The following is a 15,155-nucleotide window of genomic DNA, read 5'->3' on the forward strand; positions in this document are numbered from 1 at the left end:
AATCAGGAGTCGCCGTGCTGCGTTTCGAAGACGTCCGGCTCAGCTTCGCCGGCGTCAAAGCCATCGACGGGGTTTCGTTCACCGTCGCCAAGGACGAGCTCTTCGCCGTCATCGGGCCCAACGGGGCCGGAAAGACGTCGATCTTCAATGTGATCTCCGGGGTGTACCGGCCGCAGCAGGGCAAGGTGTCCCTCGACGGCGCCGACCTCACCGGACTGCGCCCGGACAAGGTCGCCAAGCTGGGCGTGGCGCGCACCTTCCAGAACGTCGAGCTGTTCCAGCACCTGACCGTGCTGGAGAACCTCATGCTCGGCCGGCACCACCACATCCGCTACGGCACGCTCGCCGCGATCGCGTGGCTCGGCCGGGCCCGGCGCGAGGAGATCGCCAACCGGGCCGTGGTCGAGGACATCGTCGACTTCCTCGAACTGGCGCAGTGGCGCCGGCTGCCGGTGGGGTTGCTGCCGTACGGCGTGCAGAAGCGCGTCGAGCTCGGCCGGGCCCTCGCGATGGAGCCGAAGCTGCTGCTGCTGGACGAGCCGGTCGCCGGGATGAACCTGGAGGAGACCGAGGACATGGCCCGCTTCATCCTCGACGTCCGCGAGGAGCTCGGTGTCCCGATGATCCTCGTCGAGCACGACATGGGGCTCGTCATGGACCTCGCCGACCGGGTGATGGTCGTCGACTTCGGCGTCCCCGTCGCCACCGGCACGCCCGCCGAGGTGCAGAGCAACCCCGACGTCCTGCGCGCCTACCTGGGGGAGGTGGAGCGAGCATGACGATCGCCGAACTGGTCAGGCGGCACGCGGAGCGCACGCCCGCCGCCGTCGCCATACGGGAGAAGCACCGCGGCATCTGGCGCGAGATCACCTGGCGTGACTACTGGAAGACCGCGGAGACCGTCGCCCGGGCGCTCAGGTCGCTCGGCGTCCAGCCCGGCGACCGGGTCGCGATCCAGTCGGAGAACCGCTCCGAGTGGCTCTTCGTCGACGTGGCGACCGTCGCGGTGCGGGCGGCGACCGTCGGGCTGTACCCGACGAACCCGCCGGACGAGGTGCGCCACATGCTCGCCGACTCCGGCGCCCGGATCCTCTTCGCCGAGGACCAGGAGCAGGTGGACAAGGCCCTGGCGGTCCTGGACGACTGCCCCGGGCTGGAGTGGATCGTCTACCTGGAGCCCAGGGGCATCCGCGGCCGGTACAAGCACCCGAAGCTCATCGCGTGGAGCGACCTCCTGGCGTCGCACGCGGACGCGGAGCCGATCGAGCTGGCCTCGGACCCCGGCGACGTGGCCACGCTGATCTACACGTCCGGCACGACCGGGCGGCCCAAGGGCGCGATGCTCACCGTCGCCAACGTGGACTTCGCGATCCGGGTCCTGGTCGAGGGCGGCGGGTTCACCGACCCGCCACCGGGGCCGCACGACCTGACCCTGTCCTACCTGCCGCTGTGCCACGTCGCGGAGCGGGTCTTCACGGTCTGGTTCAACGCCGCCGCCGGCGTCACCGTCCACTTCGGCGAGTCGATCGCGACCGTGCAGGCCGACCTGCGCGAGGTGCAGCCGACGATCCTGTTCGGGGTGCCCCGCATCTGGGAGAAGATGATGGCCGGCATCACCGTCCGGCTCGGCGGGGCGTCGCCGCTCAAGCGGGCCAACGCGCGGCTGTGGCTGCGGGTCGCGGACCGCATCGGCGCCACCCTGGAGGCCAACGGCGGACGGCACACCACCGGCAGCCGGCTGCGGTACGCGATCGGCTGGCTGCTGTGCTACCGGGCGCTGAAGGACCGCATCGGCGTCCGCCGGGTCCGCTACGCCGCCAGCGGCGCCGCCCCGATCGCCCCCGACGTGCTGCGGTTCTTCATGGGCATCGGGGTGCCGATGCACGAGGTGTACGGCATGACCGAGAACACCGCGATCGGCACCGCCAACCGCCCGGGCCGGATCAGGCTCGGCACGGTCGGCGAGGCGCACAGCGGCGTCGAGATCCGCATCGCCGACGACGGGGAGATCCAGACCCGGCACCCGGGCACGTTCGCCGGCTACTTCCGCAACCAGGCGGCGACCGACGAGGCGATGACGGCGGACGGCTGGCTGCGCACCGGCGACGTCGGCGAGCTGCTCGACGGTACACACCTGAAGATCACCGACCGGTCGAAGGACATCATCATCACGGCCGGTGGCAAGAACGTGGCGCCGAGCGAGATCGAGAACGCGCTGAAGGCGTCGCCCTTCGTCAAGGAGGCGGTCGTCATCGGCGACCGGCGGGCGTTCCTCACCGCCCTCATCGGCATCGAGCTCGACACCGTGGGGGAGTGGGCGCAGCGCCGCGGCATCGGCTACACCACCTACCGCGACCTGGCCGGCAAGCCCGAGGTCATCGCGCTGATCCAGGGCGTGGTCGACGCGGTCAACGCCGGCCACAACCCGGTCGAGCAGGTCAAGACGTTCCGGATGCTGCCCAAGGAGCTCGACCACGAGGACGGCGAGCTCACCGCGACGCAGAAGGTCCGCCGCGGCGCCGTCGCCACGACCTTCGCCGCGCTGGTCGACGACATGTACGGGAGCCTGAACAGGAGCACAGTGTGAAGGACTTCCTCGAGAGCGTCCTGCGCGGCATCGGCACGGGCAGCGTCTACGCGCTGCTCGGCCTCGGGTTCGTGATCATCTACAAGGCGACCCGGGTCATCTCCTTCGCCCAGCCCGCGTTCATGCTGGCCGGCGCGGTCCTGGTGACCTACCTCGCCGGTCCGCTCGGCTTCTTCCTCGCCCTGGCCGCGTCCGCCGTGCTCACCGGCGGCATCGCGCTCGGCGTGGAGCGGCTCGCGGTCCGCCCGATGATCGGCCGGCCGGTGTTCACCGTCGCGATCATCACGCTCGGCATCGACATCGCCGTCCGGGTCGTCGTCAACGGCGCCATCGGCCTGGACGTGCGGCAGGTCGGCGACCCGTGGGGCCTGAAGGTGTGGAAGCTGCCCGGCGGTGTCCAGGTCGAGCAGCGGCACGTCGCGATGGTCCTCACCACCGCCGTGCTCATCGCCCTGCTGTTCGTGTTCTTCCGGTACACCCGGACCGGCCTGGCGATGCGGGCCGCCTCCTACGACCAGGAGGCGGCGCTCGCCCAGGGCGTCAGTGTCGGGTCGGTGTTCGCGCTGTCGTGGGCGCTCGCCGGCGCGCTCGCCGCGGTCGCCGGCACGTACGCCGCCGTCGGCGGAAGCGTCAGCGAGTCGCTGTGGCTGATCGCGCTGACGGCCCTGCCGGTGATCATCCTCGGCGGCCTCGACTCGCTGCCCGGCGCCGTCATCGGCGGCCTCGTCGTCGGCACCGTGCAGGAGCTCACCGCCACCTATCAGGGCTCGGTGCCGTGGCTCGGCGGCAACATCTCGGTCGTCACGCCCTACGTGGTGATGTTCCTGGTCCTGCTCGTGCGCCCCTACGGCCTGTTCGGCACCCGGGAGGTCGAAAGGGTATGAGAAACCGTCCGCTGCTGCGCACCTCGTACAACCAGGAGCTGGCGCTGCTGGACACCACCTCGAAGAAGGTGGCGGTCGGCATCCTCCTCGCGGTCGGGGCGGCGCTGCCCTGGCTGGTCGAGGACCAGCTGCTCCAGCTGATCGGGCTCGCCTGCGTGACCGCGATCGGCGCGATCGGGCTCAACATCGTCACCGGCTACGCCGGGCAGGTGTCGCTCGGGCACGCGTTCTTCCTCGCCATCGGCGCCTACACCGCGGCCGCCATCGCCGGTGACCCGGACGCGCGGACCATCGGGTTCGGGGTCCAGGAGATCCTGATCTGGCTGCCCGCCGCCGGTCTCGTCGCCGCGGTCGCCGGTGTACTGGTGGCGCCGCTCGCCACCCGCCTCCGCGGCCTGTACCTGGCGATCGTGACGCTCGGTCTGGTCTTCATCGGCGGCCACGTCATCAACGAGTGGTCGGAGCTGACCGGCGGGCCCGGCATCGGCCGGCAGCCCCCGGCGCCGAAGCTGCTCGGCTACGACCTGAACGCCTCCGACGCGTTCCTCACGAGAGATCAGAAGCTGTACCTGCTGATGCTCGTGCTGCTCGTCCTCGCGGCTCTCGCGGCGCGCAACCTGGCGCGCTCGCGGGTGGGCCGGGCGTTCACGGCCATCCGGGACCGCGACATCGCGGCCGGCGTGATGGGCGTGAACCTGGCCAGGTACAAGACGATCGCCTTCGGGGTGTCGTCGTTCTACGCCGGCTGTGCCGGTGCGCTGCTCTACGTGGGGGTCGGCTACTTCGACCCGACGACCTTCAACCTGCTGCTGTCGGTGCAGTACATCGCCATGGTCCTCATCGGCGGTGCCGGCACGGTCAGCGGCGCGATCCTGGGTGCCTTCCTCATCACGCTGCTGCCGCGGCTGATCCGTGAGGTGCCGTCATTCCTGCCGTTCATCAGCAACTCGCCCGCGGAGTCCCCCAACGCCTACCAGCTCGAAACCGTCCTCTACGGCGTGTTGATCATCGTGTTCCTGATCTTCGAGCCGCGCGGGCTGTTCGGCATCTGGATCCGGCTCCGCACGTACTGGAAAGCCTGGCCGTTCTCGTACTGACCTCGTCGTAAGGAGCTCCTCAATGAAGAGGTTGGGCATGATTGCCCTCGCCGCGGTGCTGACCGTCGGCTCACTCGCCGGATGTCGCGGCAGTGATAACAGCGACAACACGGACAACAAAGGTTCGTCGGGCCCGAAGTCGGACGTCGGGATCACCAAGGAGCCCTGTCCCAAGTCGGAGCACAAGGACCGGGGCTGCATCTACCTCGGCATCATCTCCGACCTGACGGTCGGGCCGTTCCACGTCCTCGCCGTGCCGATCACCGACGCGCAGAAGGCGTTCTGGAAGCGGGTCAACGCGCAGGGCGGCATCGGCGGCTACGACATCGACGCCGAGACCTACGTGCGGGACAACAAGTACAACCCGCAGACGCACAACGAGGCGTACCAGGAGATGAAGGGCAAGGTCCTCGCCCTCGCGCAGAGCCTCGGCTCGCCGACCACCGCGGCGATCCTGCCCGACATGAAGCAGAACAACGTCATCGCCGCCCCCGCGGCGTGGACGTCGGCGTACGCGTTCGAGGACAACATCCTCGAGTCCGGCGCCAACTACTGCATCGAGTCGATGAACGCCGTCGACTACGCCAACGAGACGTTCAAGCCCAAGACGGTCATGGCGGTGCACCTCGCCGGCGACTACGGCGACGACGCCGCGGCCGGGGCGAAGATCGCCGCGGAGAAGCTCGGCATGACGTTCATCAACGTGAAGACCGACTCCGGCACCGACAAGCAGGCCGGCGCGGTCACCGCGATCGTCACGCAGAAGCCCGACCTGGTCATCCTCACCACCGGGCCGGCGGACGCGGCCGCGATCGTCGGCGGCGCCGCCCAGCGCGGCTTCAAGGGTCGGTTCATCGGCACCAGCCCGTCGTGGAACCAGGGCCTGCTGGCGACCGCCGCGGCGCCCGCGCTGAAGGCGCTCTACGTGCAGTCCTCGCCGTGGAAGTCCTGGGCCTCCGACACCCCGGGGCACAAGGCGATGCGCGAGGCGCTGCCGGGCGTCACGCCGAACGACGGCTACACGTCGGGCTGGGTCTGGTCGTACCCGCTGCTCGCCGCGCTCAAGAAGGCCCAGGCCGACGGTGACCTGACGCGGGCCGGCCTGCTCAAGGCCGCCAAGTCGCTCACCAAGGTCGACTACGAGGGCATGCTGCCCGACGGTGCCGGCAACTACGCCGCCGGCGCGGACGGCATCTTCCGCCAGTCGCTCATCTACAACCCGACCGTCGGTGCGGGCGGTCCCAACGACATCAAGCTGGAGAAGGACTACTTCACCGGCTCGGTCGCGAAGGACTACAAGCTCGACAAGCCCTGCTACGAGAAGCTGTAGACACCCCTGCGATGACGACGACCCGTTCGGCCGGCTGGCCGAACGGGTCGTTTTTTCCGCCGCCGGTGTCCGGAGTGGTCGGATTCGAGGCGAAGTCGCACGTCGCGGGTCGGCAACGCGACATTTCCTCGCCATCTGGCGATCGGTAGGCTGGCGCAATTTCCGGACTCCCGTCTCTCTGTAACCCCCATCGAGAGGACGGTTCATGTCGATGCGTCGACGTACCGTGCGCGCCTTGCTCGCCGCCCTGCTCACCGCCGGCACGCTCGTGCCGATCGCCGGCTCGCCGCCGGCCGCCGCGTCGACGCTCCCGACCGGCTTCCAGGAGCAGGTCGTCTTCAGCGGCCTGACCAACCCGACCAACATCGAGTTCTCGCCTGACGGGCGCGTGTTCGTCGCGGAGAAGCGGGGTCTGATCAAGGTCTACGACAGCCTGTCGGACCCGACCCCCGACGTCTTCGCCGACCTGCGCACCAACGTCCACGACCAGTGGGACCGCGGCATGGTGGGCCTCGCGCTCGCGCCCGGCTTCCCGACGAACCCGTGGGTCTACGTCCTGTACTCCTACGACGCGCTGCCCGGCGGCACCGCGCCGAAGTGGAACGACGTCTGCCCCGACCCCAACAACGGCAACTGCGTCATCACCGGCCGGCTGTCGAGGCTGCAGGCCAGCGGCAACCAGATGGTCGGCACCGAGCAGGTGCTGATCACCGACTGGTGCCAGCAGTTCCCCAGCCACTCCGTCGGCGACCTGCGCTTCGGCGCCGACGGCGCGCTCTACGCCTCCTCAGGTGACGGCGCCAGCTTCAGCGCCACCGACTACGGCCAGTTCGGCAGCCCCGCCAACCCGTGCGCCGACCCGCCGTCGCCGGCCGGCACGGCGCTGAGCACGCCCACCGCCGAGGGCGGCGCGCTGCGCTCCCAGGACGTCCGCACCCTCGCCGACGCGACCCAGCTCAACGGCACGATCATCCGGATCGACCCGGTCACCGGCGCGGCGCTGCCGACGAACCCCAACGCCGCCCTGGGTGACGCCAACGCCCGGCGGATCGTCGCCTACGGCATGCGCAACCCCTTCCGGTTCACGTTCAAGCCCGGCACCAACGAGCTGTGGAGCGGCGAGGTCGGCTGGAACACGTACGAGGAGATCAACCGGATCGCCAACCCGGTCGCCAGCACGATCGGCAACTACGGCTGGCCGTGCATCGAGGGGCCGAGCCCGCAGAGCGGCTACGACGGCGCGAACCTCAACATGTGCGAGTCGATGTACGGCGCGAACCCGGCCGTGCCGAACGTCCAGCCGTACTACTCCTGGAACCACAACGCGAAGGTCGTCGCCGGCGAGAGCTGCCCGAGCGGCGGCTCGTCGTCCTCCGGCGTGGCGTTCTACCCGGACAGCGGCCCCTACCCGGCCGCCTACCGTGGCGCGCTGTTCTTCTCCGACTACAGCCGCGACTGCATCTGGGCCATGATGCCCGGGACCGCCGGTGGCCTGCCGTCGACGTCGAACATCATCACGTTCGCCGCCGGCGCCGCCAACCCGGTCGACCTCGCCGTCGGCCCCGGCAACGAGCTGTACTACGTGGACCTCGGCGGCACCGTGCGCCGGATCCGTTACTACAACGGCAACCAGCCGCCGGTCGCGTCGATCACCGCCAACCGCACCTCCGGCGGCACGCCGCTGGCCGTGACCTTCGACGGCTCGACGTCCTCCGACGCCGACCCCGCCGACCAGGGCCTGCTCACCTACCAGTGGGACTTCACCAACGACGGGACCGTCGACGCCACCGGGGTGACCGCGAACTTCACGTACACCACCCCGGGCACCTACACGGCCAGGCTGCGCGTCACCGACACCCTCGGCGCCACCAACGACAAGACGATCACCATCACGGCCGGTAACGACGCGCCGACCGCGGTCATCGACACGCCGGCCTCCTCGTACACCTGGGCCGTCGGCGACGCGATCAGCTTCACCGGTCACGCGAGCGACCCGCAGCAGGGCACGCTGCCCGCGTCCGCGCTCAGCTGGACGACCGTGCTGCACCACTGCTCGTCGCCGGGGGTGTGCCACGAGCACCCGCTGCAGACGCTCAACGGCGTCGCCAGCGGGACGCTCACCGCGCCCGACCACGAGTACCCGTCATACCTGGAGCTCAGGATGACGGCGACCGACGCGGGCGGGCTGACCAGCACCACCACCGTCAACGTGCAGCCCAAGACGGTCGACCTGACGTTCGTCAGCAACCCGGCCGGGCTCAACCTGACGGTCGGCGCGACGAGCCAGACCGCACCCTTCACCCGCACCGTCATCCAGGGGTCGACCAACACGGTCAGCGCGCCGACGCCGCAGCTGTACAACAACGTGCCGCAGGCCTTCGGCAGCTGGTCCGACGGCGGGGCGCAGACCCACGTGATCACCGCCCCGGCGACCGCGCGCACGTACACCGCGACCTACGCATCCTCGTGCAAGGACACCTTCGGCTACGTCTGCTCGGCGTCGCCGCGGGCGTTCGTGCCGGCCGACGGCACCGTGCTGCCGCTGACCGGTGACGACAACATGAGCCAGGTGACGCTGCCGTTCGGCTTCAAGTTCTACGGCACGACCTACACCTCGGCCTGGATCGACACCAACGGCCGGCTGAGCTTCGCCAACCAGGGCTCCTCCACCACCGAGCACGGCGCGATCCCGTCCACGGCGACGCCGAACTCGTCGGTGTACGCCTACTGGACCGACCTCGTCGTCGACGGCTCGGCCAGCGTCCGCACCGCGGTGACCGGCTCGGCGCCCAACCGGCAGTTCATCGTCGAGTGGCGCAACGCCTACCAGTACGGGTTCACGTCCCGGCGGATCAACGCCGAGGCGATCCTGTACGAGAACGGCGACGTCGTCACCAACTACTCCGGCATCGACAACACCGCCGAGGCCGGCGCGTCGTCGACGGTCGGCATCGAGAACGCCACCGGCACCGTCGGCATCCAGTACTCCAACAACACCTCGGCGCTGCAGAACGGCATGGGCGTGCTGTTCAAGGCGCCGGGCGGCGGGGAGGACCCACCGCCCGTCACCGGCACCGTGACCGGCACGGTGACCAACCAGGGCAGCGGCACGCCGGTCGCCGGCGCGACGGTGACGCTCACCCCCGGCGGGTCGACGAAGACCACCGCCGCCAACGGCACCTACACGTTCACCGGCGTGCCGGCCGGGTCCTACACGGTGACCGCCTCCGTCGGGTCCGGCGGGCAGTGCGGCGGGGGCGGCGCCTCGGCCCCGGTGACCGTCGCGGCCGGCACCTCGACCGTCAACCTGGCCCTGACGCAGGGCGCCGACGCGTTCGGCTACACCTGCGCCGACGGGCCGCGCGCGTTCATCGACGCCGACACGCCGCTCACCCTCACCGGTGACGACGCGATCGTCCAGCTGACCACGCCGTTCCCGGTCAAGCTGTACGGCACGTCGTACACCTCCGTCTGGGTCGACACGAACGGCAAGGCGAGCTTCGTGAACCCCGGCGCGGCGAACGCCGACCACACGACCCTGCCGACCACGGCGGCGCCGAACGCGACGGTCTACCCGTTCTGGTCGGACCTCGTCGTGGACGGCCAGTCCAGCGTCCGCACCGGGACAACGGGTGCGGCGCCGAACCGGGCGTACGTCATCGAGTGGCGCAACGTGTACCTCTACGGCAACACGTCGCGGCGCCTCACCTTCGAGGCGGTCTTCTACGAGAACGGCGACATCGCGTTCGCGTACAAGGAGCTCGACAACGCGTTCGAGCAGGGCAGCACGGCGACGGTCGGGATCGAGAACGCGGCCGGGACCGTCGCCTACCAGTACGCCAACAACCAGCCGGTGCTGGTCAGCGGCAACGGGGTGCTCTTCCACCCGCCGGCCTGATCATCCCCTCTTGAGTTCCGCGGCGACCTGCCGCATGAGGTCGATCGAGGCCTCGTGCGGCAGGGCCTTCGCCGCCAGCCGGCGCAGCCCCTCGGCGTGCTGGGCGATCTGCTCCGGCTCCTCGATCAGCTGCCCGCCCTTGTGCAGCATGCCGTCGTCGGCGCCGAACTCGAGCACGGTGAACGCGCCGTCCCACCCGACGTGGTAGCCGGCGTTGAACGGCACGATCCGCACGTCGGTGTACTCCCGATGCGCGAACTCCACCGCGTGCTCGATCTGGTCGACGAGGACGGCCTCGTCGTCGTGCAGCGGCAGCCGGCGCAGCACCGACTCGTCGATCAGCGCCTGGAACTTGGACGGCTGGTCACGCTCGAACAGCTCGCTCTGCCGCCGCAGCCGGAACTCGACGCGCTGCTCGTGATCGCCGGCCCTCTGCTCGGCGGTCGTCGCGGTCGCGTAGCGCCGGGTCTGCATCAGCTCGGGGAACTGCATCGGCTCGAACGTGCCGACGAACACCGCCTCCGCCTCGAACCCCACATAGGTGAGCAGGGGACCGGGCAGGGTCGAGCGGTACTCGTCCCACCACATCCGCCGTTTCGCCGCCCGAGCCAGCTCCAGCAGGTCGTCCACCAGCTGGGTGTCGTGCAGCCGGTAGTACGCCAGCAGGCTGCGCAGGTCGCTGACCGAGATGGCGACGGTGCCGTTCTCGATCCGGATCAGCTTCGACAGTGACCACTCCATTTCGGCGGCCACCAGGTCCTGGGTCAGTTCACGTTCTCTCCGGAGCCGGCGCAACTCGGCTCGAAGGCGACGCTTGCCCACGATCGGTCCACTCATGGACTGTTCCCCCAAATCGCGTCCAGATGGCAACGCGGCGTCTCTACCCGATTCGCGGCGAATGCACCTGGTGATTTCAGCCCACGTCTGCTTGTGAGGGGGCGTGCGCCGCCAGGAAGATCTCGGCCATCGCGCTGGCGGGAGCACCGGCGGCGCCGCTGGGTGAGCCGCGGCGGGCGAGGTTCAGGCCGACCAGGACGCCGGCGGCGACCGCGAGCGCGACGACCACCACGCCGACCGCGATCCACCATGCCGTGGTGCTGCTCATCCGGCCTGGTGGCGGCGCGACCTGAGTTGCCTGGGCGGTCTGGGCTGCCTGGGCGGTCTGGGTGGTCTGTGGAGTGGGCGCTTGTTCGAGCGGCTGCTGGAGCGGCTTCTGCTCCTTGGCCGGGCGCTGCATCGGTACAGCTGCCGCCGTTGCTTTTGTGGCTTTTTGTGCTTTTTCCTGATTCTTCCTGTTTGGTCGCACCGGCGGAGGTGGGGGCATGACCCCCGCCGGTGCGTACGTGTCCTCGTCCAGGAGCTCGTCGCCCTCGGTCGTCGCCCAGGGGGAGGGGCGGACGGTCCAGTTGGACGCCCGGGCGTAGTAGACCGGTGCCTCCGGCGGGTGCGTGTCGCCGGCTCGCCGCCTGGGTGGTGGCTGGCGGGCGGGCGGTGGCGTCCCGGGTGGAGGGGCCGGCGGGATCTCCGGCGCCTGGCGGTCCGGTGTGGTCGGTGCCCAGGGGGAGGGGGCGACCGGCCGGACCTGTGGCGCCGTCCGGGAGCGAGGCACCTCACGCGGCGGCGGGAAGTAGATCCCGTCCTCCGCATGGTCGTCGTCGCGACGTCTGTGGTGCCGGCCCTCGGTCATCGAGTTCCTTTCTCGTCGGCGAGGCCGCTACGCAGCGCAAGGGTGAGGAAGCACGCTGCGGTCAACCTAGCACTGGGAACCGTCGATGTGTGACCGCTCGGCTACTCCTTGATCAAAGGTCCTTAGCGGTATCTGAGGATCGCACAATTGGGACATTTTTCTGGAACCTCTCAGATCTGGCACTGTGCGGCCGAATGTCCTGCACGTTCGGGCGGGCGTTCGGTATTGGTGGTGGCTCTGTCGATGTCGGTCGATGTGCGGTCGGTGTGGTCGCATCGCGCGCTGCGCGCCGCCGTGATCCTCGCCGTGCTCAGCACCGGCTGGCTCGCCGCGCAGTGGCCGCACGCGCTCATCCACCCGGCGATCGGCTGGATCCCCGTGCCGCTCAGCGCGGGCCTCGGCGCCGCCGTGTGCTTCCGCACCGCCCGCCTCGCCGGAGAGGCCGGACGCTTCTGGCGCCACCTCGGCATCATCATGCTCATCCTGCTCGCCGGCGTCATCAGCAGCGCCGTGGACAGCCTGGCCGGCCCGGACGCCCCGACCCAGCGCTCCGGCGGCTTCACGATGGTGCTGTACCTCGGCGCCGTCCTGGTCCTCGTCTGGGCCCTGCTGCGCCTCCCCGTCCGGCGTCGCATGATCACCTTCAGCCTCGACCTCGCCGTGGTGGTCTGCGCCACGACGCTCGTCGCGTGGTTCTTCGCCGTGCAGCAGTCGCTGGAGGTCGCCCGGGTCACCGGCACCGTCTGGACCATCTTCGGCATCCTGCTCATGCTGTTCGCCGGCCTGCTCGCGGTCGCGAAGGTCGCCCTCGCCGGCACCGGCGGCCTCGACCGTGCCGCCCTGTGGGTCCTCGGCGGCACCGTCCTCATGGGCGCCGGCCTCGGCGCGATCGCGCCGCTGCTGGAGTCCCGGCCGTATCTCAACGACTGCCAGCTGTCGATCCCGGTCTGCGCCGCCGGCATCGTCCTCGCGGCCCTCGTCCAGCGGCACGCGACCCCGGCCTCCCTCGCCGCCCCGCGCAAGCCGTCGCGGCCGTTCAGCCTGCTGCCGTACCTGGCGGTCATCGTCGCCGACGGCTTCGTCCTGGCCGGCGTCGGACCCGACCAGACCCAGACCCGGATCCTCGTCGGCGGGTCAGTCCTGCTCACCCTGCTCGTCGTCGCCCGCCAGCTGGTCGCCTTCTACGAGAACAGCAGCCTGCTCGCCCGCGTCGACGCCAGCATGCTGGAGCTGCGGCGGCACGAGCGCCGGTTCCGCTCCCTCGTGCAGAACTCCAGCGACATCTTCGCCATCACGGACGCGGCCGGCCGCGTCACGTACGCCAGCCCGAGCCTCATCCGCTTCCACGGCATCCCCGCCGACCGCTTCCTCGGCAGCATCGCCAGCGAGCGGGTCCACCCCGACGACCTGGCGCCCCTGCGCCGGCAACCGGCCGTGCCCGGCACCGCCCGCACCGCGCAGATGCGCCTGCGGCACGCCGACGGCACCTGGCGCTGGTTCGAGGTCGTCACCACCAACCTCCTGCACGACCCCAGCGTCCGCGGCATCGTCAGCAACGCCCGCGACATCACCGAGAGCCGGCGGTATCAGGACCAGCTCGCGTACCAGGCGTCCCACGACGCCCTCACCGGCCTCGCCAACCGCGCCCTCTTCAACGCCGGTACCGTCCAGGCCGTCCGCGACGCCCAGTCCTCCTCCAGCGGGCTCGCCCTCGCCCTCGTCGACCTCGACGACTTCAAGGCCATCAACGACCGCCTCGGCCACGCCGTCGGCGACGCCCTCCTCGTCGAGGTCAGCGAGCGCCTCCGCACCAGCGTCCGCCCCGGCGACACGGTCGCCCGCCTCGGCGGCGACGAGTTCGCGGTCCTGCTGCCCGACGCCACCGCCGCCGAGAGCGCCCGCATCGCGGAGGCCTTCATCGACGCGCTCGCCGTCCCCGTCCGCGCCGCCGGCTACGAGCTGCTCATCCAGGCCAGCATCGGCGTCGCCCGCCACACCGCCGACTGCGACGCCTCCGACCTCCTGCGCCGCGCCGACATGGCCATGTACGCCGCGAAGGAGCTCGGCAAGAGCCGCTGGGTCGAGTATGGCCCCGAGCTCGACGCCCACGCCGTCGAACACGCCCAGGTCGCCGCCGAGCTGAGCCAGGCCCTCGACCGCGACGAGCTCTTCGTCCTCTACCAGCCCATCGTCGGCCTCCCCGACGGCGAGGTCCGCGGCGTCGAGGCCCTCGTCCGCTGGCGCCACCCCACCCGCGGCCTGGTCTCACCGGTCACGTTCATCCCCGTCGCCGAACGCACCGGCCTCATCGTCCCCATCGGCGCCTGGATCCTGCGCTCGGCATGCGCCCAGGGCGCCCGCTGGGCTCGCGAACTGGGCCCCCTGGCCCCGTGGAAGATCAGCGTCAACGCCTCCGCCCGCCAGCTGCTCGAACCCTCCTTCGTCGCCACCGTCGCCTCCACCCTCGCCGACACCGGCCTGGACCCCACCCGCCTCACCATCGAGATCACGGAGACAGCGGTCTTCGGCGGCGGCCGCGCCCTGGACACCGTCCGCGCCCTGCACGCCCTCGGCGTGAAGATCGCCCTCGACGACTTCGGCACCGGCCACTCCTCCCTCGGCCTGCTGCGCACCTGCCCCGTGGACGTCCTCAAGGTCGACAAGTCCTTCGTCGACGGCGTCACCGGCACCGTCGAACAGGAGGCCATCGCCACCTCCATCAGCGAGATCGCCCAGGCCCTCCGCCTGGAAGCCGTAGCCGAGGGCGTCGAGACCGCCGCCCAGGCCGACCGCCTGCTGGAGCTCGGCTACCACCTGGCCCAGGGCTTCCACTTCGCCCGCCCCCTCCCAGCCGACGAGATCGCCCCCCTCTGCACCCACCCCGCCGTCCCAAACCTGACCCACTGACCCCACAACCACCTTTCGGGATCACGAGTCTCCGCGGCGCGGAGACCGTCGTGCGCGGATTCGCAGCAGTGGGTGAGCTGATCGGGCCGGGGTTCGCATGGCGGCCTCGGGCCTGACTCGGACACCATGACGCCCGGGACGCCATGACGGGCGGACGCGGTTCGGGGTCGCCGGGATTTCGCTCCGGTCGTCGCCGGGGTCCCACGCGGCGGTTTCGGGCTCGACCCGGCGCCCGCGACGTGCATGTCATGGCGGGTTGATTTCGCGTCGCGGTCGGTCACAGCAGGTGTTCGACCGACTGAGGTCGGGGACGCGGAACAGTCTCGGGCGCAACGGCACGCCACGACACGGAATCACGTGCCAGCGGCAGCCAGTACCCATGATCCGGAAGACTTTGTGCAGCCAGGGACCTGCGAGCGAACCCCGCCAACGCCAAGACGCCGCGCCACGGGACTTCACGCCCCGGGGAGTTCATTTGCGCGGGCACGCAGGGAGGGCGCGGGGGCGGCGCGGGGGTGGGGCGGCGCAGGCGCGGCGCGGTGCAGGCACGGCGCGGGGCGGGACGGTGCAGAGACGGGACGGCGGAGGCGCGGTGTGGGGGTGGGACGGCGCAGGGACGGGGATGTCATTGCACGGGCGTGCAGGGACGGTCGTCGACGCGCTTGCCACCGTCACCGCGCGGGCCGCGGCGACGCTGACCGCAGCCGCCGACGGCACTCCCGCGTCTCTGGCCGTGCGCCCCGCGACGCCGTGACGGCGTCACGG

General features: G+C 70.6%; 10 protein-coding genes. 8 read left to right on the plus strand and 2 right to left on the minus strand.

The window, feature by feature from the left end; all coding sequences use genetic code 11:
• Positions 1-14: 14 nt before the first annotated feature.
• The 6 genes from ABD332_RS53445 (at position 15) to ABD332_RS53470 (ending at position 9,796) form a co-directional block, all read left to right on the plus strand.
• Positions 15-779 carry an ABC transporter ATP-binding protein gene (locus tag ABD332_RS53445; RefSeq protein WP_344513693.1) on the plus strand — a complete coding sequence of 255 codons (765 nt, stop codon included), beginning with the start codon at positions 15-17 and terminating at the stop codon, positions 777-779.
• Entirely contained in the window at positions 776-2,587 is a 1,812-nt protein-coding gene (locus ABD332_RS53450) for an AMP-dependent synthetase/ligase (RefSeq protein WP_344513695.1), read from the plus strand. The genes ABD332_RS53445 and ABD332_RS53450 overlap by 4 nt, the downstream gene beginning before the upstream one ends.
• A complete protein-coding gene (locus ABD332_RS53455) occupies positions 2,584-3,471 on the plus strand; it encodes a branched-chain amino acid ABC transporter permease (RefSeq protein WP_344513697.1) in 888 nt (295 codons plus the stop codon). Before ABD332_RS53450 ends, ABD332_RS53455 begins: the two co-directional genes overlap by 4 nt.
• Positions 3,468-4,568: a branched-chain amino acid ABC transporter permease gene (locus tag ABD332_RS53460; RefSeq protein ID WP_344513699.1), complete on the plus strand. Its 1,101-nt coding sequence runs from the start codon at positions 3,468-3,470 to the stop codon at positions 4,566-4,568. Before ABD332_RS53455 ends, ABD332_RS53460 begins: the two co-directional genes overlap by 4 nt.
• Before the next feature lie 22 nt (positions 4,569-4,590).
• On the plus strand, positions 4,591-5,898 hold the full coding sequence (locus tag ABD332_RS53465; RefSeq protein WP_344513701.1) for an ABC transporter substrate-binding protein: 1,308 nt from the start codon (positions 4,591-4,593) through the stop codon (positions 5,896-5,898).
• Between the two features lie 211 nt (positions 5,899-6,109).
• Entirely contained in the window at positions 6,110-9,796 is a 3,687-nt protein-coding gene (locus ABD332_RS53470) for a PQQ-dependent sugar dehydrogenase (RefSeq protein WP_344513703.1), read from the plus strand.
• Here the strand turns inward: ABD332_RS53470 and ABD332_RS53475 are convergent, their stop codons facing one another.
• The gene (locus ABD332_RS53475) at positions 9,797-10,633 is read right to left on the minus strand and encodes a DUF5753 domain-containing protein (protein ID WP_344513705.1); all 837 of its coding nucleotides are present in this window, start codon (positions 10,631-10,633) and stop codon (positions 9,797-9,799) included. It lies immediately after the preceding gene.
• 76 nt (positions 10,634-10,709) lie between these two features.
• Positions 10,710-11,033, minus strand: coding sequence for a hypothetical protein (locus ABD332_RS53480; RefSeq protein ID WP_344513707.1), 324 nt, complete (start codon positions 11,031-11,033; stop codon positions 10,710-10,712).
• A 693-nt stretch (positions 11,034-11,726) separates the two neighbouring features.
• Here ABD332_RS53480 and ABD332_RS53485 point away from each other — a divergent pair.
• Both ABD332_RS53485 and ABD332_RS53490 read left to right on the plus strand, forming a co-directional pair.
• Positions 11,727-14,390 carry a putative bifunctional diguanylate cyclase/phosphodiesterase gene (locus tag ABD332_RS53485; RefSeq protein WP_344513708.1) on the plus strand — a complete coding sequence of 888 codons (2,664 nt, stop codon included), beginning with the start codon at positions 11,727-11,729 and terminating at the stop codon, positions 14,388-14,390.
• Positions 14,391-15,012: 622 nt separating this feature from the next.
• Positions 15,013-15,144 (plus strand): hypothetical protein, encoded by a 132-nt coding sequence (locus ABD332_RS53490; RefSeq protein WP_344513710.1) that lies wholly within the window; start codon positions 15,013-15,015, stop codon positions 15,142-15,144.
• Positions 15,145-15,155 lie beyond the last annotated feature (11 nt).

The organism is Dactylosporangium maewongense (assembly GCF_039531485.1).
GTDB lineage: Bacteria > Actinomycetota > Actinomycetes > Mycobacteriales > Micromonosporaceae > Dactylosporangium > Dactylosporangium maewongense.

What these genes read in the sequence shown, in the direction of transcription:
- ABD332_RS53465 (WP_344513701.1), top strand. Translation starts at nt 4,591, where the DNA reads ATGAAGAGGTTGGGCATGATTGCCCTCGCCGCGGTGCTGACCGTCGGC.
- ABD332_RS53490 (WP_344513710.1), top strand. Translation starts at nt 15,013, where the DNA reads ATGTCATTGCACGGGCGTGCAGGGACGGTCGTCGACGCGCTTGCCACC.
- ABD332_RS53475 (WP_344513705.1), bottom strand. Translation starts at nt 10,633, where the DNA reads ATGAGTGGACCGATCGTGGGCAAGCGTCGCCTTCGAGCCGAGTTGCGC.
- ABD332_RS53485 (WP_344513708.1), top strand. Translation starts at nt 11,727, where the DNA reads ATGTCGGTCGATGTGCGGTCGGTGTGGTCGCATCGCGCGCTGCGCGCC.
- ABD332_RS53470 (WP_344513703.1), top strand. Translation starts at nt 6,110, where the DNA reads ATGCGTCGACGTACCGTGCGCGCCTTGCTCGCCGCCCTGCTCACCGCC.
- ABD332_RS53460 (WP_344513699.1), top strand. Translation starts at nt 3,468, where the DNA reads ATGAGAAACCGTCCGCTGCTGCGCACCTCGTACAACCAGGAGCTGGCG.
- ABD332_RS53480 (WP_344513707.1), bottom strand. Translation starts at nt 11,033, where the DNA reads ATGCAGCGCCCGGCCAAGGAGCAGAAGCCGCTCCAGCAGCCGCTCGAA.
- ABD332_RS53450 (WP_344513695.1), top strand. Translation starts at nt 776, where the DNA reads ATGACGATCGCCGAACTGGTCAGGCGGCACGCGGAGCGCACGCCCGCC.